This is a genomic window from Streptomyces sp. NPDC003247, from assembly GCF_042888135.1.
Taxonomy (GTDB): domain Bacteria; phylum Actinomycetota; class Actinomycetes; order Streptomycetales; family Streptomycetaceae; genus Streptomyces.
Genome location: NZ_JBIAPF010000008.1, coordinates 347,172 through 373,656, shown reverse-complemented (window position 1 = coordinate 373,656; position 26,485 = coordinate 347,172). Strand labels below are relative to the sequence as shown.

Genomic DNA, 26,485 nt, shown 5'->3' with positions numbered 1-26,485 from the left:
CGCAGGCGTGTGCCCTTCCGCGGGAGCCGCCGGCCGCAGCGGACACGGGCGGGTGCGTCTGCCGGTGTCCTGCCGGCCGCGGCGGAGGCGGGTGTGTAGCGCCCACCGGTGTCCCGCCGGCCGCGGCGGAGACGGTGTGCGCCTGCCGGTGTCCCGCCGGCCGCGGCGGAGGTGGGTGTGTGCGCCTGCCGGTGTCCCGCAGGCGGGCATGCGCCTGCGTGCGCGGCACCGCGCACGGGGTGGGCGTCCCGGTGGCCGGACGCGGGGTCAGAGCAGGGCGAGCTGGCCCTCGGGGCCCTCCTCCGCGTGGTCCAGGATCGACGCCGGGCGGCGGCAGCGGTCCGGGACCGGCAGGATGCCCGCCGCGCGCAGGTCCGTCGCCGTGACCGGGGCCGCCGTCGTGGCCGGGTCCGCGGTCCCCAGTTCCTCCCGCTGCGGCAGCACAGGGGCCAGCAGGGCCAGCACCGTGATCAGTTCGAGGAGCTCGGACGTCCAGTTCTGCGGCCACGCGGCCGGGCGGATCGCCGCCAGGGTGCCCGGCTCGGCCGCGGCCGTCCGGACCGCGCACCACTGCTCCAGGACCCGGACGCCGCCCACCTTGAAGTCCCACGCCTCCGGCGGGACCGGCGAGACGCGGCCCCCGTCGAGGTGGAGGGTCTCCTCCTCGCGGTCGTAGCGGAGGGTGAGCAGCGGGGTCGCTCCGTCCGGGCGGGACCGGGGGAGGGAGGGCAGGGGCGCGCGGACGTAGGGGCGCCGCCCGCCGGGGAGCCGGGGGCGTTCGCCGTCGCGGCGCAGGAGCCACAGCACACGGTGGCCCAGTTCCACGCCCCGCGACCAGAGCCCGGGGTCCCGGGTGAGGGGGACCGTGCCGTCGGGGCGGACGGCGGCGAGGACCCAGGCCAGGAAGTCCAGCGGGTCGGCGGAGTGGCCCAGGTGCTCCAGCAGCCCCGGCGCCAGGTTGGGCTCCGCGCCGCCCGGGCGGCGGAACAGGGGGCGGACCCGGCCCGCGCGCGGCAGCGGGAACAGCGAGGTGGCCGTCGGGAACGGGGAGTCCGGGCTCTCCACGACGAAGACCTGGTGCGCGTCCGCCACCCGCCACAGCTCGGGGCGGGCCGCGTCGATGAGGCGATGGTCGGGAATGAGCCACTGCTCGTCGAAGGGCGCGGCGAGGACCCGGACGGGTTCGGGGCAGGGGCCCGTGGCGCGGACCAGCCTCCCCGTGCCGGCGCTCCGGCCGGGCAGCTGCCCCACCGCCGTGTGCAGGGTGCGGGCGCGCGTCGGCTCGAACAACGCCTCGCGGTCCGGCCCCTCCGCCGTGACCAGCGCGGCCCAGCGGTCCTTCAGCACGGCCGGGTCGGGAGCCAGCGGCCACCCCCGGCCGAGCCGAGGCGGTGCGACGGACCACGGCATGAGGTCCGCGAGCGGCGGAGCGTCGTCGGGCGTCACGCCGAGCATCGTACGACGCACTCCGCGCGCGCGGGTCAGGTGGCGTCCAGGGTCACCGTGAAGGAGAAGCGGTCGCCGCGGTAGTGGATGACGGCCACGTCCAGCGGGCGGCCGCCGGTGTCGTAGGTGACGCCGGTGTAGTGCAGGATCGGGCTCAGCAGCGGGACCCCCAGCAGCCGGGCGGTCTCCGGGTCCGCCAGCCGCGCCTCGACCGTGTCGGTGATGCGGCCGATGTCCGCGCCCACGACGTCCCGCAGCACCTTGGTCATCGGCCAGCGTCCCAGGTCCTCCGGGTCGATCAGGGCGGCGAGTTCGGGACGCACGTAGTTGCGGGCGTGGTTGGTCGGCTCACCGGTCTTCTCGTCGCTGCGCAGCCGGTGGTACGTCGCCACCTCCGCCAGGTCCGGGAAGTATTCGGCGAGTTCCGCCGGGGTCGCCGCCGTGCCCCGGTCGAGCAGCCGCGTCTCCATGCCGGACTGCTGCGCCACGATCGCGTCGACCGAGCCGAGCAGCCGCACCGGCGTGCCCCGCCGGGCGGCCGGCTCGATGAACGTGCCGCGCCGGCGGTGCCGGCTGATCAGCCCCTCGTCCTCCAGTTCCTTCAGCGCCTGCCGCATGGTCAGCACGCTCACCCCGTAGTGCCCGGCCAGCTGCTCCTCGGTGGGCAGGCGCAGCGGGTCCCGGGGTGAGCGGCCGAGTATCGAGGCGCGCAGCGACTGCGACACCTGGTACCAGAGCGGCAGCTTGCGGTTGAGGACGATCGAGTCCGGGGCGAAGGAGGTCACGGGGCCATCCGTACCGGGAGGGCACACTCGGTGCAAGGGGCGGAAGCGGCGTTCGGCGCACGGGTGGAAGGGGCGTTCGGCGCGTGGGCGGAAGGGGGTGTTCAATGCGCGGGGCGGAAGGGGGCGTTTAATGCGCGGGGCGGAAGGTGCGTTCAGTGCGCGGGGCGGAAGTGGCGCTCCAGCCCCGACCACACGTCGTCGTAGCGCTGCTGCCGGTGGTCGGCGCGGGCCGCGTGCGGGGTGAGGACGACCGGCCAGCGCGTCTCGAACATGAACGCCAGCCCGTCGTCGACCTTGTGCGGCGTCAGCTCGGCGGTGCTCGCCCGGTCGAACGTCTCCCGGTCCGGGCCGTGCGCCGACATCATGTTGTGCAGCGAGCCGCCGCCCGGCACGAAGCCCCCCTTCCCGGCCGTCTTGGCGTCGTAGGCGCCCTCGATCAGCCCCATGTACTCGCTCATCACGTTCCGGTGGAAGTACGGCGGCCGGAAGGTGTCCTCGCCCACCAGCCAGCGCGGCGCGAAGACGACGAAGTCCACGCCGGCCAGGCCCGGGGTGTCGGACGGCGCGGTCAGCACCGTGAAGATCGACGGGTCGGGGTGGTCGTAGGAGACCGTGCCGATCACGTTGAAGCGGCGCAGGTCGTAGACGTACGGGACGTGGGTGCCGTGCCAGGCGACGACGTCCAGCGGGGAGTGGTCGTACGTCGCGCTCCAGAGGTTGCCGCAGAACTTGTTGACCACCTCCACCGGGCCCTCGACGTCCTCGTACGCGGCGACCGGGGCGAGGAAGTCCCGGGGGTTGGCGAGCCCGTTGGCGCCGATCGGGCCGAGGTCGGGGAGGCGGAAGGGGGCGCCGTAGTTCTCGCAGACGTAGCCGCGGGCCGTCCCGTCCAGCAGCTCCACGCGGAAGCGGACGCCGCGCGGGACGAGGGCGACATGGCCCGGCTCGGCGCGCATCAGCCCGAACTCCGTACGCAGGAGCAGGCCGCCGCGCTCGGGGACGATCAGCAGCTCGCCGTCCGCGTCGCCGAACACCCGGTCCATGGAGGCGTTGGCGTGGTACAGGTGCACGGCCATGCCGGTGCGCTGGGCGGCGTCGCCGTTGCCGCCGAGGGTCCACAGGCCCGCCACGAAGTCCGTGCCCGGCGCGGGCTCCGGCAGGGGGTCCCAGCGCAGCCGGTTGGGGTCGGGGACCGTCTGCGTGAAGGGCGCCGTGCGCAGCGTGCCGTTGGAGGTGCGGGTGAACTCCGGGTGCGCGGCCGACGGACGGATCCGGTACAGCCAGGAGCGGCGGTTGTGGGCGCGCGGTTCGGTGAACGCCGAGCCGCTGAGCTGCTCCGCGTACAGGCCGAGGGGGCCGCGCTGCGGCGAGTTGCGGCCCTCGGGCAGGGCGCCGGGCACGGCCTCGGAGGCGTGCTCGTTGCCGAAGCCGGGGAGCCCGGGGAGCCCGGAGAGCCCGGAGAGCCCGGAGAGGTGGTGCAGCCCTTCGGCCGTCCTGCGTGCGTCCTCGCTGCCCATGCGCGCTCCCTGTCGGCCGCCTATTCCTCTGTATCACCGTAGGATTGGGGTTTCGGGGGCGCAAGGGGAGGGGCTCCTCCGTACGGTGGACGATCGTGCGGTGGGCGATCACGCGGCGGGTGACCGCGTGGTGGGTGACCGCGTGGTGGGTGATCGTCAGGTGGCGAGATCCCGACCCCGGGGGGATCCGTGTGTCGTACCGGTGTTCTACGCTCCCCGGCATGTCGTGGACGCGTGGCTCCCTTTCCGCGCTCGCGGTCTGTGTCCTGCTGGTGACCGGATCCGCGGGCTGCGGCTCCGGTGACGCCGTCGAGGGGGGCGGGGCGGCCGGGACGGCCGCGGTCTCGCCGGAGCCGGTGGGCGAGGTGCTGGAGGACACCGACGGCGACGGGCGGCACTACCGGGAGGTCGGGGAGAAGGACGCGCCGGACGTACGGGTCGAGGTCGAGCCCGACGCCCGCGGCGGCTGGGACGTCCGGCTCGAGGTGCGCAACTTCCGGTTCTCGCCGGCCGGGACGGCGGCACGGGCGGCCGCCGGCCGCGGCATCGCCCGGCTCTTCGTGGACGACCGCGCCGTCGCCGACCTGCGCGGCCCCTCCCACGACATCCCCGCCGGCTACCTCCCGCACGGCACCCACCAGGTCACCGCACGCCTGTACGCGGACGACGGGACGGTGTGGGCGGTCGACGGCGAGCCGGTGGAGAGCACGGCGGACGTCACGGCGTCGGAGCCGGACGGCGCGTCCGCCGGCCCGACCCCCGGCCCGACCGGCGCGACCCCCGGGCCGACCGGGGCGTCCCCGGGCCCGACCGGCGCGTCCCCGGCCCTGACCACCGCGTTCTCCGGGCCGAGCGGCGCGTCCCTGGAGTCGGCCGGCGTGTCCCCGGGGCCGGGCGCCGGCGTCTCCGCCGCGTCCCTCTCCGCACTGAGTGCACCGGGCATCTTTCTCCGTACCGAGGGGCGAGGTTCACCCGACCGCGGCGGAAAGGCATCATGAGCCCCGTGCCCCATGCGACATCGCTACGCCGTGCGCCCGTGCAGCGGCGCAGTGCCGAACGGCTGACCAGAATCCTCGACGCCTGCGCCGACCTCCTGGACGAGGTCGGCTACGACGACCTGAGCACCCGCGCGGTCGCCCAGCGCGCCGGTGTCCCCATCGGCTCCGTGTACCGCTTCTTCGGCAACAAGAAGCAGATGGCCGACGCGCTGGCCCAGCGCAACCTCGAACGCTACGCCGAGCGCGTCACCGAGCGGCTGAACGGCGCCCGCGCCGCCGCCCCCGCCGCCCCCGCCGGGAGCGGCGAGGCCGGCGAGGGCGGCTCCCGTCCCGGCGAGGGCGGCCCCCGCGGCGAAGGCGGCCCCCGTCCGGGAGAGGCCGGGCGCCGGGGGGACTGGCGGGCCGCCATGGACGCCGTGCTCGACGAGTACCTGGCCATGAAGCGCACCGCGCCCGGCTTCTCCCTCGTCGACTTCGGCAACCAGATCCCGGTCGGCGCCCGCGCCGAACCCAACCACCGGGTCGCCGACCGCCTCACCGACCTGCTCTCCGGCTACCTCGGCCGCGAACCCGACGAGGACCTGCGCCGTACCTTCCTGATCGCCGTGGAGACCGCGGACACCCTCGTCCACCTGGCCTTCCGGATGGACCCGGAGGGGGACCCGAAGGTGATCGGCGAGACCAGGGAGCTGCTGCGGGCCTATCTCGCCCGGTCCCTGGACTGACGTCCGCCCGCCGGGTCGCGTCGGTCCGGGCCCTCCCCACCATGCGTACCGGTCGGTATGCTCCCGGAGGAGAGCGCCACAGCCGCCGCCTTCTTCCGGGAGGACCCGTGTCCCGCACCGCCCTGCGAATCTGCCCCCTGTGCGAGGCCACCTGCGGGCTGACCCTCACCCTCGACGGAACCCGGGTCACCGGCGCGCGGGGCGACCGGGACGACGTGTTCAGCAAGGGGTTCATCTGCCCCAAGGGCGCCGCCTTCGGGGCCGTCGATGGCGATCCCGACCGGCTGCGCACCCCCCTGGTGCGCCGGGACGGGGAGCTGCGCGAGGCCACCTGGGAGGAGGCCTTCGACGCGGTCGCCGCCGGTGTCCGGCCGGTCGTCGAGCGGTACGGGCCGAACGCCGTCGGGGTCGTCCTCGGCAACCCGAACGTGCACACCGTGGCCGGCGCGCTCTACCCGCCGCTGCTCGTCGCCGGACTCGGCACCCGCAGCCTGTTCACCGCCTCCACGGTCGACCAGATGCCCAAGCACGTCTCCAGCGGCCTGCTCTTCGGGGACGCGAACGCCATCCCGGTCCCGGACCTCGACCGCACCGACCACCTCCTCCTCATCGGCGCCAACCCCCTGGAGTCCAACGGCAGTCTGTGCACCGCGCCCGACTTCCCCGCCCGGCTCAAGGCGCTCAAGGCCCGCGGCGGCACCCTCACGGTGATCGACCCGCGCCGCACCCGCACCGCCCGGCTCGCCGACCGGCACGTCGCGATCCGGCCCGGCACGGACGCCCTGCTGCTCGCGGCGACGGCCCGCACCCTGTTCGAGGAAGGGCTCGTGGACCTCGGGGACCTCACGCCGCACGTCCAGGGCGTCGAAGAACTCCGCGCCGCCCTCGCGGACTTCACGCCCGAGGCCGTCGCCGAGGCCTGCGACGTGGACGCCGGGGTGCCCCGTGCCCTCGCCCGCGACCTCGCCGCCGCCCCCACCGCCGCCGTCTACGGCCGTATCGGCAGCTGCACCGTCCCGCACGGCACCCTCGCCAGCTGGCTGGTCGACGTCCTCAACGTCCTCACCGGCAACCTCGACCGCCCCGGCGGCGCCCTCTTCCCGCAGGCCGCCACCGACCGCACCCCCCGGCCGGCCGGTCCGGGCCGCGGCTTCGCGCTCGGGCGCTGGCACTCCCGGGTGAGCCGGCACGCCGAGGCCAAGGGCGAGCTGCCGCTCTCCGCGCTCGCCGAGGAGATCGACACCGCGACCGAGGCCGGCGAACCGGTCCGCGCCCTGATCACCGTGGCCGCCAACCCCGTGCTGTCCGCGCCCGACGGCGACCGGCTCGACAAGGCGCTCGGCTCCCTCGACTTCATGGTCGCCGTCGACCCGTACCTCAACGAGACCACGCGCCACGCCCATGTCGTCCTGCCGCCGCCCCCGCCCTCGCAGAGCCCGCACCACGACTTCGCGCTCAACACCCTCGCCGTGCGCCACCAGGTGCGCTACACCCGGCCCGCCGTCCCCCTCGAACCCGGCCGCACGGCCGAGAGCGAGATCCACGCCCGGCTGATCCTCGCCGTGACCGGGACGCACGGCGCCGACCCGTCCGCCGTCGACGACCTGGCCATCGGCCAGGTCCTCGGCAAGTCGGTCCAGGAGCCGCACTCACCCGTGCACGGCCGCGACCCGCGGGAGCTGGCCGCCCGGCTCACCGGGGAGAACGGCCCCGAGCGCCGGCTGGACCTGATGCTGCGCCTCGGCCCCTACGGCGACGGCTTCGGCGCGCGTCCCGACGGGCTGAACCTCGCCCGGCTGCTGGAGCACCCGCACGGCATCGACCTCGGACCGCTGCGCCCGCGCCTGCCGCAGCCGCTCAGGACGCGCAGCGGACGGATCGAGCTGCTGCCCGGGCCGATCGCCGACGACCTGCCCCGGCTGCGGCGGGCGCTCCGGGCGCCGTCCCCCGGGCCCGTCCTCGTCGGGCGCCGCCATCTGCGGTCCAACAACAGCTGGATGCACAACGTGCCCGCCCTCACCGGCGGCACCAACCGCTGCACCCTGCACATCCACCCCGAGGACGCCGAGCGGCTGGGCGTCCGGGACGGCTCCCCGGTGCGGGTCAAGGGTGCCGGGGGAGAGGTGACCGCCCCGGCCGAGGTCACCGACGGCGTGCGCCGGGGCGTCGTCAGCCTGCCGCACGGCTGGGGCCACGACCGGCCCGGCACCCGGACGGTCCATGCCGCCGCCGACCCCGGCGTCAACGTCAACCAGCTCCTCGACGGCAGTCTGCTCGACCCGCTCTCGGGCAACGCGGTCCTCAACGGAGTGCCCGTCGAGCTCCTCCCGGTGGCCGAGGGGAACGTGCCGCTGACCTGAGCAAAGCCGTGACCTGGAGTTTTGCGCTTATTGCTCGCACGTCAACGTCTTGTTAACAACGTGCGAGCGGTCCTAACGTCAACGCACCGCCGACCCCAGGTGGGATGTTCAAGGGCGAACGTTAGGTACTCCACTCATGCTGACCATCCTCGGCTTCGCCATGATCGCGACCTTCCTGGTCCTGATCATGCTGAAGAAGATGTCGCCGATCGCGGCGCTGGTGCTGATCCCGGCACTGTTCTGCGTGCTCGTCGGGAAGGGCGCCCTGCTCGGTGACTACGTCATCGACGGCGTCACCAGCCTCGCCCCCACCGCGGCGATGCTCATGTTCGCGATCGTCTACTTCGGTGTGATGATCGACGTCGGCCTCTTCGATCCCGTCGTGCGCGGCATCCTGAGGTTCGCGAAGGCCGACCCGATGCGGATCGTCGTCGGCACCGCCGTCCTCGCCGCGATCGTCTCGCTGGACGGTGACGGATCGACCACGTTCATGATCACGGTCTCGGCGATGTACCCGCTGTACAAGCGCCTGAAGATGAGCCTGGTGGTGATGACCGGTGTCGCCGCCATGGCCAACGGTGTCATGAACACCCTGCCGTGGGGCGGCCCCACCGCCCGTGCCGCCACCGCGCTGAAGCTGGACGCCAGCGACATCTTCGTCCCGATGATCCCCGCCCTCGGCGCGGGGCTGGTCTTCGTGCTCGCCCTGGCGTACGTGCTCGGCCTGCGCGAGCGCCGGCGGCTCGGCGTGCTGACGCTCGGCGAGGTGCTGGTGGAGGAGAAGGAGCAGGAGAAGCTGACCGGGGCGGTCCTCGTGGGCGCCGCCTCCGGCACGGGCACGGCGCGCACCTCCCGCCAGGGTTCCGGCGGAGCCGGCGCGCCCGCCGCCGGCCCGGACGCCGGCCCCGGCACCGGCGCGGCGGACGAGGAGTCCGGCGGCGCGGCGGACGAGGAGCCCGAGGGCGGCGCGCGGGTCCTCGACCCGGACCGGCCCACCCTCCGCCCCAGGCTGTACTGGTTCAACGCGCTGCTCACCGTGGCCCTGCTCACCGCCATGATCATGGAGTGGCTGCCGATCCCGGTGCTGTTCCTCCTCGGCGCCGCGCTCGCGCTCACCGTCAACTTCCCGCACATGCCGGACCAGAAGGCCCGGCTCGGCGCCCACGCCGAGAACGTCCTCAACGTCTCCGGCATGGTCTTCGCCGCCGCCGTCTTCACCGGCGTCCTCCAGGGCACCGGCATGGTGGACCACATGGCCGAGTGGGTCGTGGGCAACATCCCCGATGGCATGGGCCCGCACATGGCGCTCGTGACCGGCGTCCTGAGCATCCCGTTCACGTACTTCATGTCCAACGACGGCTTCTACTTCGGCATCCTCCCGGTCCTCGCCGAGGCGGGCCAGGCCCATGGCGTATCGTCCCTGGAGATCGCCCGCGCCTCGATCGTCGGCCAGCCGCTGCACATGTCGAGCCCGCTGGTCCCGGCCGTGTACGTGCTCGTGGGCATGGCGAAGGTCGAGTTCGGCGACCACACCCGGTTCGTGGTCAAGTGGGCGGCGCTGACCTCGGTGGTGGTGCTCGGGGCGGCGTTCCTCTTCGGCACCATCTGATCGACTCCCTGGAGGACGTCCCATGAGGCCCGGCGCGCACCGCGGCTGGCTGTTCCGCCTTGTCATCTCCTTCGTCTTCGCGCAGGGGGCGGTGTCGATGGCCCGGCCCGCCGTCTCCTACCGGGCCCTCGCCCTGGGCGCCGACGAACGGGCCGTCGGCGTCATCGCGGGCGTCTACGCGCTGCTGCCGCTGTTCGCCGCGGTCCCGCTGGGCCGCCGTACCGACCACGGCCGGTGCACGCCCCTGCTGTCCGTCGGAGTGGTGCTCATATCCGGCGGCTGCGCGCTCAGCGGCGCGGCCGGCTCCCTGTGGACGATGGCCCTGTGGAGCGGGGTCATGGGCCTCGGCCACCTCTGTTTCGTCATCGGCGCCCAGTCGCTGGTGGCCCGCCGGTCCGCCCCGCACGAGCAGGACCGCAACTTCGGCCACTTCACCATCGGCGCCTCCCTCGGCCAGCTGATCGGCCCGATCGCGGCGGGTCTCGTCGTCGGCGGCCCGGACATGGCCGGCAGCAGCGCCCTGGCCCTGCTCTGCGCGGGCGCGGTCGCCGCGGTCGCGTTCACCTCGCTGTGGCGCCTGGAACACCGCGCCACGGCACCCGGGTCCCGTACCGGGCCGGGCGACCGGGTGCCCGTCGCGCGCATCCTGCGCGCCCGGGGCGTGCCCGCCGGCATCCTGGTCAGCCTCGCCGTGCTGTCCGCGAGCGACATCCTCACCGCCTACCTGCCGGTGGTCGGCGAACACCGGGGTATCGCGCCCGCCGTCGTCGGCGTCCTGCTCAGCCTGCGGGCGGCGGCCACCATCGCCTGCCGCCTGGTGCTCACGTCCCTGCTGCGGCTGCTCGGGCGCAGGGCCCTGCTCACCGTGACCTGTCTGCTGGCGGCCCTGCTGTGCGCCGGGATCGCGCTGCCGGTACCGGTGTGGGGGCTCGCCGTGCTGCTCGTCGCCCTCGGCTTCTGCCTCGGGGTGGGGCAGCCGCTGTCGATGACGACGGTCGTCCAGGCCGCCCCCGACGGGGCCCGCTCCACCGCCTTGGCGCTGCGGCTGACCGGCAACCGGCTCGGCCAGGTCGCCGCGCCCGCCGCGGCCGGTCTGGTCGCCGGCGTCGCGGGCGTGGCCGCGCCCTTCGTGATGCTCGGGGCGCTGCTGCTGCTGTCGTCGGGGGTCGCGCTGCGCTCGCCGGGCGGCCCGCGGGGCGCCCAGGAGCCCAGGGCCGTCCCGCGGCCGCGGCGGACCGGGACCGGTGTGGGCCGGACGGGGGACGTCTGACGGCGCGTCGGGCCGTGCTCCGGCACGGCGCGGGCCGGGTGTGAAAGAGAGTCAGATGAAAGCGCGATTTGTATGAAAATCGTCTGACTCGGAGGAATGTCCATGCCCACATTGATGCTCCCGCACGCCGCCGGCAGCCGCCTCGGCGTCGCCGCCCTCACGGCCCTCACCGCGGCCGGGGCCACCTGGCTCGCGGCACCGGCCGCCACGGCCGCTCCGGGGGACGGCGCCGACATCAGGGTCCACAATGAGCGCGTGCCCTACGGGGTGTCCAAGGACGACCCCGTGGTCTGCCGGTTCTACCTCGACGCCGCCAACTTCGGTGAGGTGACGAGCGTCGCGTACACCATCCAGGCCCAGCCGCCGCTGCCCACCGCCGCCACCGTGAGCGGCACCATCACCCTCGCCGGAGGCGCCGGGCACACCGACACGCTGGGACTGGCCGACGGCCAGTACCGGCTCGTGTGGACGGTCGCGGGGGGCACCGGGCCCAGGGAAAAGGTCTTCCGCGTCGACTGCGGCGACCCCCGCCAGGGCGTCGAGGGCCAGGGCGGGAGCCCGGGCCAGGGCCAGGGCCCGGGGCAGGGCCAGGGCCCGGGGCAGGGCCAGGGCCCGGGGCAGGGCCAGGGCTCGGGGCAGGGCCCCGGGAGCCAGCAGCAGAACGGCACCGGCGGCCGCGGGGACGACCCGAGCCGTCCGATCGAGGACCGCCAGGACGGGCAGGGCTCCAGCGGCCACGGGGACGCCCCGAAGGGCGGTGTCCACGCCGGTGGCGGCGGTCTCGTCGACACCGCGCAGGCCTTCACCCCGCTGAGCGCGGCCGCCGCCGTGGGGCTGGTGGCCGTGGGCGGCGCGGTCTACGTCCGGTTGATCCGCCGACGCACGCATGGTGCCGCGTAGGCGCGGACGCAGGCCCTGGTACCGGACGCGGGCCTTCCGGCTCACCAGGACGGCCGCGCTGGTGGCCGTCCTGGTGACGGCCGGCGTCCAGTGCGGGGGGAACGACGGACCGGCCGGCCCGGCCGCCGACGGCGAGGACCGGGCCGGCCGCGCGGCCCCGGAACGCCCGCCGACTCCGCTGCCCCGCTCCCGGGCCACCACCCTGCGCGTACCGTCCCTGGGGATCGACGCGCCGATCGTCGGACTGCGGCTCGGCCCCGGCCGGGAGCTCGGCACCCCACCGCTGGACAGGCCCAGGCTCGTCGGCTGGTACGAGGACGGCCCCACCCCCGGTGAACCGGGCACGGCCGTCGCCGTCGGCCACCGCGACACCCGGACCGGCCCCGCGGTCTTCGCCGGCCTGGAACGCGTACCTCCCGGCAGCCGGATCGAGGCCCGGCGCACCGACGGCCGCACCGCCGTCTACACCGTCGACCGGGTCGAGGTCTTCGACAAGGACCGCTTCCCCGACAAGGAGGTGTACGGCGCCCGCAAGCGCCCCGAGCTACGGGTGCTCACCTGCGGCGGATACTTCCACCGCAGGACCGGCTACACCAGCAACGTGGTCGTCTTCGCCCACCTGACCGCCACCCGCTGACCCGGCCGCCCGGAACCGGGCCCGCCGCCCGCCGGGGCCCACTGAACCACCCCGTCCGTTTCCGCGCTCAGCGGACCGGCGTGTCCGATTCCGTCCCGTGTCTTCCCCCGGGTGCGCACGGTCCGTTAACTTCCGTGCCCCACAGCCCCGTACGACACCGTACGGGGCTCCCGACCGCGGAGCACCACGCCCGAGCGAGCCCCCGGGGACACCGCCCATGACACGCGCCATCTCCCTGCACGACGTGAGCAAGGTCTTCGACAAGGGCGTCCGGGTGGTGGACCGGCTGTCGCTGGACATCGCGCCCGGCGAGTTCCTGGTGCTGCTCGGGCCGTCCGGCTGCGGCAAGTCCACCGTGCTCCGCATGATCGCCGGCCTGGAGCGGATCACCGAGGGGGAGCTGCGGCTCGACGGCGCGTACGCCAACGACCTGCCGCCGGCCGGGCGGGACATCGCGATGGTCTTCCAGAACTTCGCCCTCTACCCCACCATGACCGGCCGTGACAACATCGGCTTCCCGCTGCGCCTGGAGGACCCCGGCGCCGATCCGCGCCCCCGCGTGGACGCCACCGCCCGGATGCTCGGCATCGAGGACCTCCTCGACCGCTTCCCCGGCCAGCTCTCCGGCGGGGAGCGCCAGCGCGTCGCCATGGGCCGGGCCATCTCCCGCCACCCCTCGGCCTTCCTGATGGACGAGCCGCTGTCCAACCTGGACGCCAAGCTCCGCAACCACCTGCGCGCCGAGATCGCCGGCCTGACCCGCGCGCTGGGCGTCACCACGGTGTACGTGACCCACGACCAGTCCGAGGCCATGTCGCTCGGCGACCGGGTCGCCGTCCTGCGCGGCGGAGTGCTCCAGCAGCTCGACAGCCCCCGCACGGTGTACGCGCTGCCCCGCAACGTCTTCGTCGCCGCCTTCATCGGCACCCCGCGCATCAACCTCCTGCGCGGCACGGTCCGCGCCCCGCTGGACGGGGCGATGACGATCAGCCTCGGCAAGCAGGCGCTGCGGCTGCCCGAACCCCTGTCCCCGGACCACAAGCTGCTGCGCGTGCAGCAGGGCCGGGACGTGATCGTCGGGCTGCGGTCGGAGGCCGTCCGCGTCGGCCGGTCCGCCGACGCGCGCCCCGGGGAGACCCTCATCACCGGGCTGGTGGAGCACGTGGAGTTCCAGGGCCACGAGGCGCTCGTCCACTTCGGCACCGGATCGCGCCCCGCCGTGGTGCCCGAGCTGGAGGCGCCCCGCCCGCAGCCCCGGCCGGTCCGGCGCCGCCGGGAGAGCGGGGTCCTCGACCGGCTGCGGGCGAGGGCGGGGCGGACGGGCGGACCGCCGGCCGGGCCGGGCGCGGCGCTCGAGGCGCCGACCGCGCCCGACCCCGCGGTCGCCTCCCCGCAGGGGCGGCCGCCCGGCGACCTCGTGGTCCGCACCACCCCCGACTTCGACCTGCGGCACGGCGCGCAGGTCCCCCTCCTCGTCGACATCACCCGCCTGCTCGTCTTCGACCGCCACGGCGAACGGATCTGCCCGGCGCCGGCCCGGCTGCCGGACCTGGACGAGTGACGCCGCCGGCCCCGGCACCCGCCGTCCGCCCCCGGGACGGACACCCCGGGAGGGACGCCCTGGGGTGGGACACCCCTGGGAGTGGCATCGCCGTCCGTCCGGCGCCCCGAAGTGACACGGCCGCACCCCCGGTGCCACCGTGAGGCGTCGCACGGAGGGCACCCCTGGTGCCCAAAAACTATCGGCGCTAGTTTAGGGCGCGGACGACGACGACCGCCCGGAGGGAACACGATGAAGGCACACGACGGCATCTACCTCGACGGTGCCTGGCGCCCCGCCGCCGGCCAGGACGTGATCGAGGTCGTCAACCCGGTGGACGAGCAGGTCGTCGACCGCGTCCCGGCCGGCGGCGCCGAGGACGTGGACGCCGCCGTACGGGCGGCCCGCGCCGCCCTCCCGGCCTGGGCCGCGACCCCGCCGGCCGAACGGGCCGCGCGCCTGGCCGCCCTGCGGGACGTGCTGGTGGCCCGCAAGGACGAGATCGCCGAGACGATCACCGCCGAGCTCGGCTCGCCGCTGCCCTTCTCCCAGGCGGTCCACGCGGGAGCCCCGATCGCGGTCGCCGGCTCCTACGCCGAGCTGGCCGCGACGCACCCCTTCGAGGAGAAGGTCGGCAACTCGACCGTCTACCAGGAGCCGATCGGCGTGGTCGGTGCCATCACGCCCTGGAACTATCCGCTCCACCAGATCGTCGCCAAGGTCGCCCCGGCCCTCGCCGCGGGCTGCACCGTCGTGCTCAAGCCCGCCGAGAACACCCCGCTGTCCGCCCAGCTCTTCGCGGAGGCGGTGCACGAGGCGGGCGTCCCGGCCGGTGTCTTCAACCTCGTCACCGGCCTCGGCACGGTCGCCGGGCAGGCCCTCGTCGAACATCCCGGTGTCGACCTGGTCTCGTTCACCGGATCCACGGCCGTCGGCCGGCGGATCGCCGCCACGGCCGGTGCCGCGATCAAGAAGGTGGCCCTCGAACTCGGCGGCAAGTCCGCCAACGTCATCCTCCCGAGCGCCGACCTCGCCCGGGCCGTCAACGTCGGCGTCGCCAACGTGATGTCCAACTCCGGCCAGACGTGCAGCGCGTGGACCCGGATGCTGGTCCACCGCGACCAGTACGACGAGGCCGTCGCACTGGCCGCGGCCGCCGCCGCGAAGTACGGCGACCGCATCGGCCCCGTCGTCAGCGCCCGGCAGCAGGAGCGGGTGCGCGGGTACATCGAGAAGGGCGTCGCCGAGGGCGCCCGCCTGGTCGCGGGCGGCCCCGACGCCCCGCGCGAGCGCGGCTGGTTCGTCAGCCCGACGGTCTTCGCCGACGTCACCCCGGACATGACCATCGCCCAGGAGGAGATCTTCGGCCCCGTCCTGTCCGTCCTGCGCTACGAGGACGAGGACGACGCCCTGCGCATCGCCAACGGCACGGTCTACGGCCTGGCCGGGGCCGTCTGGGCCGGCGACGAGGCGGAGGCGGTGGCCTTCGCCCGCCGTATGGACACCGGGCAGGTCGACATCAACGGCGGCCGTTTCAACCCCCTGGCGCCCTTCGGCGGTTACAAGCAGTCGGGCGTCGGCCGTGAACTCGGCGCGCACGGCCTCACCGAGTACCTCCAGACCAAGTCCCTCCAGTTCTGAGGAGCTTTTCCGTGGTTCGAGCCGCCGTCCTTCCCGCCGTGGGCGCTCCCCTGGAGATCACCGGGATCGACCTCCCCGACCCCGGGCCCGGACAGGTCCGCGTCCGGCTCGCCGCCGCCGGGGTCTGCCACTCCGACCTGTCCCTGTCCGACGGCACCATGCGCCTCCCCGTCCCCGCCGTCCTCGGCCACGAGGGCGCCGGCACGGTCGTGTCCGTCGGCGAGGACGTCACCCACCTCGCGCCCGGCGACGGCGTCATCCTCAACTGGGCGCCGTCCTGCGGCGCCTGCCACGCCTGCGGGCTGGGCGAGGTGTGGCTGTGCGCCGACGCCCTCAGCGGCTCCGCCGCCGTGCACGCCCGCACCCACGACGGCACCGTCCTGCACCCTGGGCTGAACGTCGGCGCGTTCGCCGAGGAGACCGTCGTCCCCGTCTCCTGCGCCCTGCCCCTGCCGGACGGCATCCCCCTCATGGACGCGGCCCTCCTCGGCTGCGCCGTCCTCACCGGCTACGGCGCCGTCCACCACTCCGCCAAGGTCCGGCCCGGCGAGACGGTGGCCGTGTTCGGCGTCGGCGGGGTGGGCCTGGCGACCCTCCAGGCGGCCCGCATCGCCGGCGCGTCCACGATCGTCGCCGTCGACGTCTCCCCCGAGAAGGAGCACCTGGCCCGCGCGGCGGGCGCCACCGACTACCTCGTCGCCTCCGCGACCACCGCCCGCGAGATCCGGGCCCTCACCGGCAAGCAGGGCGTGGACGCGGCCGTCGAGTGCGTGGGCCGCGCGGTCACCATCCGGACCGCCTGGGAGTCGACCCGCCGCGGCGGCCGCACCACGGTCGTCGGCATCGGTGGCAAGGACCAGCAGGTCACCTTCCACGCCCTGGAGCTCTTCCACTGGGGCCGCACCCTCTCCGGCTGCGTCTACGGCAACTGCGACCCCGTCCGGGACCTGCCGGTCCTGGCCGACCACGTCCGGGCGGGCCGGCTGGACCTGGGGTCGCTGGTGACGGAGCGGATCGCCCTGGAGGGCATCCCGGCGGCGTTCGAGAACATGCTGGCGGGGAAGGGGGGCCGGGCGCTGGTCGTGTTCTGACCGCCGCCGGGGACCGGCCCCGCGCACCCCGTCCACGCCATGCCGGGGGCCCAGGGTGCCCGGGGGCCGACCCCGCTCACCGGGCCAACCGGGGAGACGGGGGTGCACCGGACTCACCGGGCGTACCGGTGCGCGGGTGTACTGGTGCACGGATGTACCCGGTACATGGACGTACCCGGTACATGGACGTACCCGGTACATGGACGTACCCGGTACACGGGCGTACCGAGTACATGAGTGCACCCGCGTATCGCGTACACGGGTGCACCCGCTCTCCCGGCTCACCGGGCACACCGGTTCACCGGCCGACCCTCCCCGGCGCTCACGGCGCCACGTCGGACTCCTCGGAGGGCCGCGGCTCCCGCGCCGCGGCCCTCCCCGCCCGTGCCCGCGAGCGCGAACGGGACACCGCCACCCCCGCCAGGCACAGCGCCCCGCCCGCCAGTGTCAGCGGCCCGGGCACCTCGTCCAGGGCCAGCCACGACATCAGCACGACCAGGGCCGGCACGGCGTAGGTGGTCGCGCCCATGCGGCCCGCCGTCGTCCGGGCCAGGGCGTACGCCCAGGTGGTGAAGGCGAGCGCGGTCGGGAAGACGCCCAGGTAGACCATGTTCAGCGTGGCCTGCACCGGAGCGTCGGCGGCCTCCCGCACCAGCTGCCCGGCGAACGGCAGGCACACCACCGCCCCCACCAGGCAGCCGAACGTCGTCACCTGCAACGCGCTCGCCGAGCCCAGCGCGGGCTTCTGCGCCACGACCCCGCAGGCGTACGTGACGGCGGCCAGCAGACACAGCGCCACCCCCAGCAGCGAGGAACCGCCCCCGCCCGACATCGACAGCCCCACCGTCACCGCGCCCGCGAACGACACCGCCATGCCGGCCAGCAGCCTCGGTGGCGGCCGGTCGCCCAGCAGCCGTGCTCCGAGCAGTGCGATGAGCAGCGGCCCGACGTTCACCACCAGGGCGGCGGTCCCCGCGTCCACCTCCCGCTCACCCCAGTTCAGGGCCACCATGTACAGGCCGAACCACAGCACGCCCGACACGCCGATCCCGCGCCACGCCGCCCGCGGCGGCCACCCCTCCCGTCGTACGAGACAGATCACCCCCAGCGTCAGCGCCCCGGCCAGCAGCCGGCCGAGGGCCAGGGCGCCCGGGGAGTACACGTGCCCGGCGCTGCGGACCGAGACGAAGGCCGACGCCCACAGCACGACGGTGACCGTGGCCGCACCGGCGGCGAGCAGTTCCGGACGACGAGGGGTGTTCATCACGCTCCTGAGGTGAGGAAGCCGGGGAGGGGGCGGCCGGCGGGGTACGGAGGGGCGGTCCGGCTCCTGCCCGGTCGGGCCGTTCGGTGCGGTCCTCCCGATGGATCGTGCCAGAGCCGCCGGGGTCGGGCCGGAGTAGTCGATGGGCGGCGGGCCGGTGCGGCCGGTGCGGCCGGAGCGGGCGGTGGGTCCGGGCGGTGCCGCCGTCAGCAGCGCAGTGTCCGCGCGTCGATGCCCAGCAGTTCGGCCAGCGCGCGCTCGCCCGCCGGTGTCACCCGCACCGCCCGCTCGGAGCCGATGCGCTCGCACCAGCCCGTGTCGAGGGCGTGCCGGCACAGGGCCGCGCCCGCAGTGCCGGCGAGGTGCGGCCGGCGCTCGGTCCAGTCCAGGCAGGCCCGGACCAGCGGGCGGCGGCCCGCGCGGTCGAGGGCGATGCCGGCCCCCTCGAACCACCGCAGCCCCGCGTCCGTCAGCGCGAACCCGGTGTCCTGGAGCAGCAGCCCGCGCGCGGTGAACGCGTCGGTGACCGCGATGCCGAGCCGTCCGGCCAGATGGTCGTAGCAGGTACGGCCGCGGGCCATCGCCGACCCGGCGCTCGACGCGCGCAGGCTCCGGGGCCCCGCGACGTCACCGGGGGCGACCTGCGCGGCCAGGTCCTCCACCAGCTGGGCGATCCGCGCGTCGGCCAGCCGTACGTACCGGTGCCGCCCCTGCCGCTCCTCGGTGAGCACGCCGCCCGCGACGAGCTTGCCGAGGTGCTCGCTCAGTGTCGACGCGGCGACGCCCGCGTGCCGGGCCAGTTCGCCCGCGGTCCAGGCCCGGCCGTCGAGCAGCGCGAGGAGGCACGCGGCGCGCGTCTCGTCGGCGATCAGCCCGGCCAGCCGGGCCAGCAGCGGTGCCCGGGGGTCCCTGGTGGTCATGGCTCCCAGCATGGGACACGGACGGTTCGGTGTTCGCCGCAGCGTGCCCGCCGCCGCGTTCTCCGGCGCGCCGTCCCCGTCCGCGGCGGGGGCCGTCGTGCGGCTACGCCGTCCGCCGCACCTGCTCGTACTGCTGGGCCAGCCCGTCCAGCAGTGCGGTGAGGCCCGCCTCGAAGGCGCGTTCGTCGATCTTCTCCTGCTGCTCGGCCAGCAGGTGGGCCTGGCCGAGGTGCGGGTAGTCGGCCGGGTCGTACGCGCTGGCGTCGCCCACGAAACCGCCCGCGAAGGAGCCGAGCGCGGAGCCCATGATGAAGTACCGCATCAGCGCGCCGATCGAGGTGGCCTGCGCGGGCGGCCAGCCGGCGTCGACCATCGCGCCGTAGACCGCGTCGGCGAGCCGCAGTGCGGCCGGGCGGCGGCCGGGGCCGCGCGCGAGGACGGGGACGACGTTGGGGTGGTCGCGCAGGGCGGCCCGGTAGGAGACGGCCCAGTCGTGCAGCGCGGTCCGCCACTCCCGCCCGTCCTCGAACATCGACAGGTCGACCTGGGCGCTCACGGAGTCGGCGACGGCCTCCAGGATCTCGTCCTTGGTCCGGAAGTGGTTGTAGAGCGAGGGCCCGCTCACTCCCAGCTCGGCGGCGAGCCGCCGCGTGGAGAGGCCCGCGAGCCCCTCCGCGTCGACGAGCGCGCGGGCCGTCTCGACGATGCGGTCGGTGCTCAGGAGGGGCTTGCGCGGTCGGGCCATGGCGCACATAGTAGGGCTGCACCCAGAAACTAGCAGTGCTAATTTAAATGTACGGCTTTCAAGTGAGGTGGTCTCGTGGTGTACCTGGGGCTCAGCGAGGAGCAGGAGGCCGTGCGCCGGCTCGCCCGCGATTTCGTGGAGCGCGAGATCGCCCCGCACGCCGTCGCCTGGGACCGGGCCGAGGAGGTCGACCGGGGCATCGTGAAGAAGCTCGGCGAGGTCGGCTTCCTGGGCCTGACGATCGACGAGGAGTACGGCGGCTCCGGCGGCGACCACCTCGCGTACTGCCTGGTCACGGAGGAGCTGGGGCGCGGCGACTCGTCGGTGCGGGGCATCGTCTCCGTGTCCTTGGGGCTGGTCGCCAAGTCGATCGCGGCCTGGGGCGACGAGGAGCAGAAGCGGCGCTGGCTGCCGGGGCTCACCTCCGGCGCGTCCGTCGGCTGCTTCGGCCTGACCGAGCCCGGCACCGGCTCCGACGCGGGGAACCTGACCACCCGCGCGGTCCGCGACGGCGCCGACTACGTCCTGAACGGCACCAAGATGTTCATCACGAACGGCACCTGGGCGGACGTCGTCCTGCTGTTCGCCCGCTCCACCGACGCCCCCGGCCACAAGGGCGTCTCCGCCTTCCTGGTGCCGGCCGACACCCCGGGCCTGACCCGCCGCACCCTGCACGGCAAGCTCGGCCTGCGCGGCCAGGCCACCGCCGAGCTGGTCCTCGAGGACGTGCGCGTGCCCGCCTCCGCGCTGCTCGGCGAGGAGGGGAGGGGCTTCTCCGTCGCCATGTCGGCCCTGGCCAAGGGGCGTATGTCGGTCGCGGCGGGTTGCGTCGGGATAGCCCAGGCCGCGCTGGACGCGGCCGTGCGGTACGCGGGTGAGCGCGAGCAGTTCGGCAAGGCCATCGCCGGGCACCAGCTCGTGCAGGAGCTGATCAGCGACATCGCGGTCGACGTGGACGCCGCCCGGCTGCTGACCTGGCGGGTCGCGGACCTGATCGACCGGGGGCTGCCGTTCGCCGTCGAGTCCTCCAAGGCCAAGCTCTTCGCCTCGGAGGCCGCCGTCCGGGCCGCCAACAACGCCCTCCAGGTCTTCGGCGGCTACGGCTACATCGACGAGTACCCGGCGGGCAAGCTGCTGCGCGACGCCCGCGTGATGACCCTCTACGAGGGCACGAGCCAGATCCAGAAGCTGGTGATCGGCCGCGCGCTGACGGGGGTCTCGGCCTTCTGAGTAGCCGTCGCCGCCGTCTGAGTACGACGGCGGATGCGGTCGGGGCCGCGCCCGCCGAAGCTTCTCCCCATGAGTGACACACCGGTCAAGCAGCAGAGCACGGCCGCCTTCTACGGCCAGGCCGTCGCCTCGTTCGCCATCGCCATGGCGGCCACCGCCCTCGGCATCTACCGGCTGGACACGGACGCCTGGGTGCGGGCGTTCCTCGCGATCGCGGTCCTGTACCTGGTGACCTCCGCCTTCACCCTGGCGAAGGTGGTCCGGGACCGGCAGGAGGCCGGCCGGATCGTCAGCCGCGTGGACCAGGCCCGCCTGGAGAAGCTCCTCGCCGAGCACGACCCGTTCGCCGAGAAGCTCTGACCCCGGTCCCGCCCCGCACGGCACACACGGGCACACTAAGCGACCGCTCACCTTCGGCGGTATGGTGGAGCTCCTGTACCGAGAGGGGCGAACGAGCGATGAGTACGGCTCAGGAGACGGCCGGCGGCGAGGTCGAGCCGTGGGAGGAGGTCACTCCCGACGCGGCCCGGCGACTGCTCGTCGCCGCCGTGGAGGCCTTCGCCGAGCGTGGCTACCACGCGACGACGACCCGCGACATCGCGGGGCGCGCGGGCATGAGCCCGGCCGCCCTCTACATCCACTACAAGACGAAGGAAGAGCTCCTCCACCGCATCAGCCGCATCGGCCACGACCGTGCGCTGAGCATCCTGCGCACCGCGGCCCGCGGTGACGGCAGCGCGACGCAGCGGCTCGCGGACGCGGTGAGCTCCTTCGTCCGCTGGCACGCCGGGCGGCGCACCACCGCGCGGGTCGTGCAGTACGAGCTGGAGGCCCTGGGCCCGGACGCCCGTGCCGAGATCCTCGCGCTGCGCCGGCAGGTGGACGCCGAGGTGCGCGGGATCATCGAGGAAGGGGTCGCGGCGGGCGAGTTCGAGGTGCTCGACGTGCACGGCACGACCCTCGCCGTGCTGTCCCTGTGCATCGACGTGGCCCGCTGGTTCAACGTGGACGGCCCGCGCACGCCCGACGAGGTCGGCGCGCTCTACGCCGACCTCGTGCTGCGGATGGTGGGGGCGGCGGCGAGGTAGCCCCGCCGCCGCACGGGGGCTCAGAGGTAGTAGCGGGACACCGACTCCGCCACGCACACCGGCTTGTCCCCGCCCTCGCGCTCCACGGTGAAGGCGACGGTGACCTGGACGCCGCCGGGGACGTCGTCGACGGCGGTGAGCGCGGCGGTGGCCCGCAGCCGGGAGCCGACCGGGACGGGGGAGGGGAAACGCACCTTGTTCGTCCCGTAGTTGACGCCCATCTTCACACCCTCGACCGAGATCAGCTGCGGTCCGAACAGCGGCAGCAGGGAGAGGGTCAGGTAGCCGTGCGCGATGGTGGTGCCGAAGGGCCCGGCGGCGGCCTTCTCCGGGTCGACGTGGATCCACTGGTGGTCACCGGTGGCCTCCGCGAAGAGATCGATCCGCTTCTGGTCGATCTCCAGCCAGTCCGTGTACCCCAGCCGCTCGCCGACCGCCGCCCTCAGGTCGTCGGCGGACGTGAAGATCCTCGGCTCTGCCATGTCTGCGGCCTCTCTCGCGTCACGAAGTCACCTCTAAGCGACTGCTTAGCATGGTAGGTCGGGAGGGGCCTGTCAACGGACCCGGGTGCCGCCCGTCGGGTCGGTAGGCTTCGAGAGGTGCCCCAGATCCCTGAGAAGGTCCACGAACTCACGGTCGGCCAGCTCGCCGCCCGCAGCGGCGCCGCCGTCTCCGCCCTGCACTTCTACGAGTCCAAGGGGCTCATCAGCAGCCGCCGCACCCCGGGCAACCAGCGGCGCTACTCCCGCGACACGCTCCGCCGCGTGGCCTTCGTCCGCGCCGCCCAACGCGTCGGCATCCCCCTCGCCACGATCCGCGAGGCCCTCGCCGAACTCCCCGAGGAGCGCACCCCCACCCGCGAGGACTGGGCCCGCCTCTCCGAGGCCTGGCGGGCCGAACTCGACGAGCGCATCAAGCGGCTCAACCGCCTGCGCGACCACCTGACCGACTGCATCGGCTGCGGCTGTCTCTCCCTCGACACCTGCGTGCTGTCCAACCCCGACGACACCTTCGGCCAACGCCGCTCGGGCTCCAGCCTGCTGGCAGGCCCCACGGCCACCGAAGAGCGCGGCAGGACCGTCCCGCACACCGCCCCGCCCCCCACGAACAGCTGCACCTGACAGCACGAGCCCGCCCCACCCGGCCGCGCACTGCGCCGTCCAGCCGCACGCTGCTCCGTCCAGCCACACGCTGCTCCGTCCAGCCGCGGACGCGCGCGGTCCGGTGCCGCGCCGCCCGGCCGCGCACGCGCGTGGTTCGGCGGCACGCCGCCCGGCCGCGGACTGCTCTGTCCAGCCACGCGCTGCTCCGTCCAGCCGCGGGCATACGTGCCGCAGGGCGGCACGGGTGGGCGCGGGCGGCACCCCGTCGGCGCCGGGCCGCGCGATGCCCCCCGAGCCCCGACGCCGGGCACCGTCCCCCGCGGCCCCGCACTCACCCGGCGCGATCACCCCGAGCACACCTCTACTCGTACTCCGTACCGCCCTTCCGCGTCAGATACGCCGCACTCACCGCCTTCGCGATCGCCCGCCCGCCGGTCACCGCGCTGTACCGCTCCACGGCCGGCCGTACCACCACGCCCTCCCTCAGGTGCAGCCCGCGCCCGGACACCGTCTCCCGTCCGCTCGCCAGCTCCAGCACCCGCGCACTGTCGTAGGGCCCCTCGAACAGCACCGGCACCAGGGGCAGTTCGTCCCGCAGCGCCGACATCTCCGCCGTGTCCAGCCACCGCACCGCGCCCCCGATCTCCGCGGACACGTCGAACACGGCGTAGCCGAGGGTGTCCCGGCGGCCGTCGGCGCCGTAGGCGAGGTCCTGCACGCCCGCCCCGTACACCTCGCCGAAGACGCCGACCCGCCGGGCGCCGAGCCGCTCGGCGATCCGCGCCGCCGCCTCGGCGACACCGTGCAGCCGCACGGCCCGCCAGTACAGGTTCCCCGGGTCCTCCTTCAGCGCCAGCGACCGCGCGCCGAAGCCCTTCGAGGAGACGAACACCCGCCCCTCGTCCGCGACGTACGTCAGCAGACACGCCGACCCGTGCAGCTTCTCGGTGACCACCACCGGCTCGCCGGGCCGGAAGACGCCGGGGTAGCGCTGGAGGTTCTCGATGTCGACCCACGGCAGCAGCTCCGGTGCCGGTTCGGCCTCCCCGTTCATCGTCGGCGGGACCGGTGGCACCCACTTGGTGATGCCGAGCCGCTCGGCGAAGTCGGTGCCGTCCGCCGCCGCCCGCGCGAGGTCGACGTCCGCCAGCGCCTTCGGCCGGCACACGATGCCCTGCGACAGCTCGCCCCGCAGCCGTACGGCCTTGACCCGGTCCGCGTTGCCGCCCGCCAGCCGCCCGGTCAGCCCCAGTTCCTCGATGAGCCCGGCCGGGAGCACCGCCTGCTCGGGGATGTAGACCGCCGACTCGCCGGTGCGGTAGGCGCCCTTGGCGACGACGGCCCGGTACAGGCCGACCTGGGCCAGTTCGAGGGCGTCGGCGTTTGGGTGATCATGGACGGTCAGCACTTCGGCGGTGACACGCAGCGTCGACATGCGGTGGCTCCTTCAGGACCTCAGGGGCATCTCATCGCCCCCCACTGTGGTCACGGCAAAGGGGTGGAGCGACCCGTTTGGCCGCTGGTAGCGTCGTCCTCTTCGGCCGGCCGCGCCGCCGCGCACGGAGTCCCGAGGGGAATCGACTCCCTTGACCAGCACCGCGATCGCCGCCGCTCTCGCCGCCGCCCTGGCCGACGTCGACACCGTCTTCAACGGCTTCTCCAGCGCGCACGAGACGCCGTGCCCCCTCTGCCACCTGCCGGAGGAGACGGCGTACCTGCGCACGCCGTACACCCGTGTCCCCGTCGACGTCGTGAACCGGTACCTGTTCGAGGACCCCGGCCATTTCCACGACCACCCCGCCGCGATGCGCCGCCTGCTGCCCCCGGCCGCGCACGCGATGGCCGACGGCGTCCTCGACGGGATCGGCTGGGGCGTCCACGGCCTCGCCCGGGTGGCGTGGCGGTCGTGGCCCCCCCGTGCAGGCGGCGGCCGTCGAGGCGTTCGTCCTCGCGTGGTGGCGGCACGTCCTCGCCTCGCCCGACCCGCCCTACCCCGTGCCCGACGTGTTCGAGACCTGCGCCATGATCCTGGGGACGGTCACCGGGCTGTTCGACCGCTGGGAGCCGGGACCGGTCCCCGACGCGCACCTCGCGCGCTGCGCCGGCGCCTGGCTGGACGAACTCGCCACCGACCGGACGCCGTTCTCCTGGTGGTCCCCGGACGACGGGCCGGCGGTGGTCGCCGAACAGCAGGCCTGGCTCGCCCGCCACGCCCCGGACCGCCTGCGCGCCGTAGGCGAGACCGACCTCGCGGTCCGCGCCGCACTCCTCGGCCTGCCCCACGACGAACGCTGGGCGCACCCGTACTGGTGCGGCGCCGCCGTCACCGACTGAGCGTCGGACAGTGCCCGCCGCCCGTCCGGCAGGACCAGGGGCAACCTCCGGTCCGGTCCGATCCGGGGCGTCGGCCGCGGCACGGGCCACACGCCGCCGTCCGCGCCGTGCGGAGCCCGGTCCCGGACCACGGACCCGCCTCGACGCCCGGCCCAGGGCGACCAGCCGGCCGGTGACCTCCTCGGCGCCCGGGCTCGTGCCGGTCGGCCGGCGCGGAGCCGGGCGGCGCCGACCAGGAAGGGCCGTGCCGCCGGCCGCGCCCCGCGTCCCGTCCGGGCGCACCCGCACCCTGTCCCGAGGGTGACGGCCGCCCCGGGAGGGGACCGGCGGCGAGGAGCCGCGGGGCGGCACACGGGACGGTGACACAGGGGATGCGGTGACAGAGGGCGTGCGGTGACACAGGGGGTGCGGCATCCCCGACGCACCCCCGTCGTCCTCTCAGGCCGACACCAGCAGTCGTCCGCCGCGCCGGGCGTACGCCAGCGCGTCGGGCGTGAGCACGGGCCGCGGCACGAGTATCCCGCAGTCCGTGCAGACCGGACCCGCCGACGGCTCGTGGTCCAGGCCGTACTTCCACACCAGCCGCTCGCCGCCGCACACCGGGCAGCCGGAGCCCGGCGCGCGCTCCAGCGCGGCGATCAGCCGGCGCAGTACCTCGGCCAGCGGCTCACGAGGGTGGACCCGCGGGTCGTCGCACCACGCCACACCGAAACCGCCCCAGGTCAGCCGGTGCCAGTCGTCCACACTGCCGGGCCTGCGCAGCCCGTCGTGCTTCTCCTTCCTGCGGCGCTCGGCGAACTCGACCTCGTAGGCCAGCCACACCGCCCGCGCCTCCTCCAGCTCCTCCAGCGCGGCCACGAGCCGCGCCGGGTCGGGGGAGCGGTCCTCGGGACCGAAACCGGCCCGGGAGCAGAGATGGTCCCAGGTCGCCCTGTGCCCGTAAGGGGCGAACCGTTCAAGGCACTTGCGCAGTGAGTACCGCCGCAGCGCCAGATCGCACCGCGGGTCGCGCACCTGTCTCGCCAGACTCCGGAAACCGGCCATCGCCTTGCACCTCCGTCACATCTGCACCTGCACTTCGGTCACTTCGGCGTTCATCGCACGGACTTCGCACGACGTCGTCGAATAGACGTATCGACACGCGATTCGGCTCCCCTCGGCTCCATCCGGTGTCCGGTGCCGTCCCACGAGCCGGATGAGGCGACTCCCGAAAGTGACGCATGTTCATCTTCAATCCCGGGGATACCGGCGGTAACCTTCCGGCCACCCCCGTCGCGAGGAG

At 74.6% G+C, this 26,485-nt stretch carries 24 protein-coding genes; 15 read left to right on the top strand and 9 right to left on the bottom strand.

Annotated elements, in window-relative coordinates; all coding sequences use genetic code 11:
- Nucleotides 1-267: 267 nt before the first annotated feature.
- The 3 genes from ACFYWQ_RS27910 to hmgA all read right to left on the bottom strand — a co-directional run bounded on the left by ACFYWQ_RS27910 (nt 268) and on the right by hmgA (nt 3,748).
- The gene (locus ACFYWQ_RS27910; protein WP_389519963.1) at nt 268-1,455 is read right to left on the bottom strand and encodes a type ISP restriction/modification enzyme; all 1,188 of its coding nucleotides are present in this window, start codon (nt 1,453-1,455) and stop codon (nt 268-270) included.
- 26 nt (nt 1,456-1,481) lie between these two features.
- On the bottom strand, nt 1,482-2,231 hold the full coding sequence (locus tag ACFYWQ_RS27905; RefSeq protein ID WP_389519961.1) for a GntR family transcriptional regulator: 750 nt from the start codon (nt 2,229-2,231) through the stop codon (nt 1,482-1,484).
- Between the two features lie 152 nt (nt 2,232-2,383).
- Nucleotides 2,384-3,748, bottom strand: a complete 1,365-nt coding sequence (gene hmgA / locus ACFYWQ_RS27900) for a homogentisate 1,2-dioxygenase (RefSeq protein WP_389519960.1) — start codon at nt 3,746-3,748, stop codon at nt 2,384-2,386.
- Nucleotides 3,749-3,969: 221 nt separating this feature from the next.
- Here hmgA and ACFYWQ_RS27895 point away from each other — a divergent pair, with 221 nt between their 5' ends.
- The 10 genes from ACFYWQ_RS27895 (at nt 3,970) to ACFYWQ_RS27850 (ending at nt 16,519) form a co-directional block, all read left to right on the top strand.
- The gene (locus ACFYWQ_RS27895; RefSeq protein WP_389519959.1) at nt 3,970-4,746 is read left to right on the top strand and encodes a hypothetical protein; all 777 of its coding nucleotides are present in this window, start codon (nt 3,970-3,972) and stop codon (nt 4,744-4,746) included.
- On the top strand, nt 4,743-5,471 hold the full coding sequence (locus ACFYWQ_RS27890; RefSeq protein ID WP_389519958.1) for a TetR family transcriptional regulator: 729 nt from the start codon (nt 4,743-4,745) through the stop codon (nt 5,469-5,471). Before ACFYWQ_RS27895 ends, ACFYWQ_RS27890 begins: the two co-directional genes overlap by 4 nt.
- Nucleotides 5,472-5,578: 107 nt before the next feature.
- Nucleotides 5,579-7,831: a molybdopterin oxidoreductase family protein gene (locus ACFYWQ_RS27885; protein ID WP_389519957.1), complete on the top strand. Its 2,253-nt coding sequence runs from the start codon at nt 5,579-5,581 to the stop codon at nt 7,829-7,831.
- A 136-nt stretch (nt 7,832-7,967) separates the two neighbouring features.
- Complete coding sequence (locus ACFYWQ_RS27880; protein WP_389519956.1) at nt 7,968-9,440, top strand: CitMHS family transporter; 1,473 nt, start codon at nt 7,968-7,970, stop codon at nt 9,438-9,440.
- A 22-nt stretch (nt 9,441-9,462) separates the two neighbouring features.
- On the top strand, nt 9,463-10,710 hold the full coding sequence (locus ACFYWQ_RS27875) for an MFS transporter (protein ID WP_389519954.1): 1,248 nt from the start codon (nt 9,463-9,465) through the stop codon (nt 10,708-10,710).
- A gap of 102 nt (nt 10,711-10,812) precedes the next feature.
- Nucleotides 10,813-11,610 carry a hypothetical protein gene (locus tag ACFYWQ_RS27870; RefSeq protein WP_389519953.1) on the top strand — a complete coding sequence of 266 codons (798 nt, stop codon included), beginning with the start codon at nt 10,813-10,815 and terminating at the stop codon, nt 11,608-11,610.
- A complete protein-coding gene (locus ACFYWQ_RS27865) occupies nt 11,597-12,247 on the top strand; it encodes a class F sortase (RefSeq protein WP_389519952.1) in 651 nt (216 codons plus the stop codon). Before ACFYWQ_RS27870 ends, ACFYWQ_RS27865 begins: the two co-directional genes overlap by 14 nt.
- A 217-nt stretch (nt 12,248-12,464) precedes the next feature.
- Complete coding sequence (locus ACFYWQ_RS27860) at nt 12,465-13,808, top strand: ABC transporter ATP-binding protein (protein WP_389519950.1); 1,344 nt, start codon at nt 12,465-12,467, stop codon at nt 13,806-13,808.
- Nucleotides 13,809-14,039: 231 nt separating this feature from the next.
- Entirely contained in the window at nt 14,040-15,428 is a 1,389-nt protein-coding gene (locus ACFYWQ_RS27855; RefSeq protein WP_389519948.1) for an aldehyde dehydrogenase family protein, read from the top strand.
- 11 nt (nt 15,429-15,439) lie between these two features.
- Nucleotides 15,440-16,519, top strand: a complete 1,080-nt coding sequence (locus ACFYWQ_RS27850) for a Zn-dependent alcohol dehydrogenase (protein WP_389519946.1) — start codon at nt 15,440-15,442, stop codon at nt 16,517-16,519.
- A gap of 322 nt (nt 16,520-16,841) precedes the next feature.
- Here the strand turns inward: ACFYWQ_RS27850 and ACFYWQ_RS27845 are convergent, their stop codons facing one another.
- The 3 genes from ACFYWQ_RS27845 to ACFYWQ_RS27835 form a co-directional block, all read right to left on the bottom strand.
- Nucleotides 16,842-17,783, bottom strand: coding sequence for a DMT family transporter (locus ACFYWQ_RS27845; RefSeq protein ID WP_389519944.1), 942 nt, complete (start codon nt 17,781-17,783; stop codon nt 16,842-16,844).
- 206 nt (nt 17,784-17,989) lie between these two features.
- Complete coding sequence (locus ACFYWQ_RS27840; RefSeq protein ID WP_389519943.1) at nt 17,990-18,703, bottom strand: ArsR/SmtB family transcription factor; 714 nt, start codon at nt 18,701-18,703, stop codon at nt 17,990-17,992.
- A 103-nt stretch (nt 18,704-18,806) separates the two neighbouring features.
- Nucleotides 18,807-19,448: a TetR/AcrR family transcriptional regulator gene (locus ACFYWQ_RS27835; protein ID WP_389519942.1), complete on the bottom strand. Its 642-nt coding sequence runs from the start codon at nt 19,446-19,448 to the stop codon at nt 18,807-18,809.
- 78 nt (nt 19,449-19,526) lie between these two features.
- On the opposite strand from ACFYWQ_RS27835, the gene ACFYWQ_RS27830 reads away from it, so the two are divergent.
- The 3 genes from ACFYWQ_RS27830 (at nt 19,527) to ACFYWQ_RS27820 (ending at nt 21,766) form a co-directional block, all read left to right on the top strand.
- A complete protein-coding gene (locus ACFYWQ_RS27830) occupies nt 19,527-20,678 on the top strand; it encodes an acyl-CoA dehydrogenase family protein (RefSeq protein ID WP_389520082.1) in 1,152 nt (383 codons plus the stop codon).
- Between the two features lie 69 nt (nt 20,679-20,747).
- Nucleotides 20,748-21,038, top strand: a complete 291-nt coding sequence (locus ACFYWQ_RS27825; protein ID WP_389519940.1) for a YiaA/YiaB family inner membrane protein — start codon at nt 20,748-20,750, stop codon at nt 21,036-21,038.
- Nucleotides 21,039-21,136: 98 nt separating this feature from the next.
- Complete coding sequence (locus ACFYWQ_RS27820) at nt 21,137-21,766, top strand: TetR/AcrR family transcriptional regulator (RefSeq protein ID WP_389519938.1); 630 nt, start codon at nt 21,137-21,139, stop codon at nt 21,764-21,766.
- 20 nt (nt 21,767-21,786) lie between these two features.
- Here ACFYWQ_RS27820 and ACFYWQ_RS27815 read toward each other — a convergent pair whose 3' ends face one another.
- Nucleotides 21,787-22,248, bottom strand: a complete 462-nt coding sequence (locus tag ACFYWQ_RS27815) for a MaoC family dehydratase (protein WP_389519937.1) — start codon at nt 22,246-22,248, stop codon at nt 21,787-21,789.
- A gap of 117 nt (nt 22,249-22,365) precedes the next feature.
- Between ACFYWQ_RS27815 and soxR the strand changes: the two genes are divergently transcribed.
- Complete coding sequence (gene soxR / locus ACFYWQ_RS27810; protein ID WP_389519935.1) at nt 22,366-22,887, top strand: redox-sensitive transcriptional activator SoxR; 522 nt, start codon at nt 22,366-22,368, stop codon at nt 22,885-22,887.
- 343 nt (nt 22,888-23,230) lie between these two features.
- Here the strand turns inward: soxR and ACFYWQ_RS27805 are convergent, their stop codons facing one another.
- A complete protein-coding gene (locus tag ACFYWQ_RS27805; RefSeq protein WP_389519933.1) occupies nt 23,231-24,304 on the bottom strand; it encodes an RNA ligase (ATP) in 1,074 nt (357 codons plus the stop codon).
- A 482-nt stretch (nt 24,305-24,786) separates the two neighbouring features.
- Here ACFYWQ_RS27805 and ACFYWQ_RS27800 point away from each other — a divergent pair, with 482 nt between their 5' ends.
- Nucleotides 24,787-25,203, top strand: coding sequence for a hypothetical protein (locus ACFYWQ_RS27800; RefSeq protein WP_389519931.1), 417 nt, complete (start codon nt 24,787-24,789; stop codon nt 25,201-25,203).
- A 438-nt stretch (nt 25,204-25,641) separates the two neighbouring features.
- Here ACFYWQ_RS27800 and ACFYWQ_RS27795 read toward each other — a convergent pair whose 3' ends face one another.
- Nucleotides 25,642-26,247 carry a hypothetical protein gene (locus tag ACFYWQ_RS27795; RefSeq protein ID WP_385066868.1) on the bottom strand — a complete coding sequence of 202 codons (606 nt, stop codon included), beginning with the start codon at nt 26,245-26,247 and terminating at the stop codon, nt 25,642-25,644.
- Between the last annotated feature and the right edge of the window lie 238 nt (nt 26,248-26,485).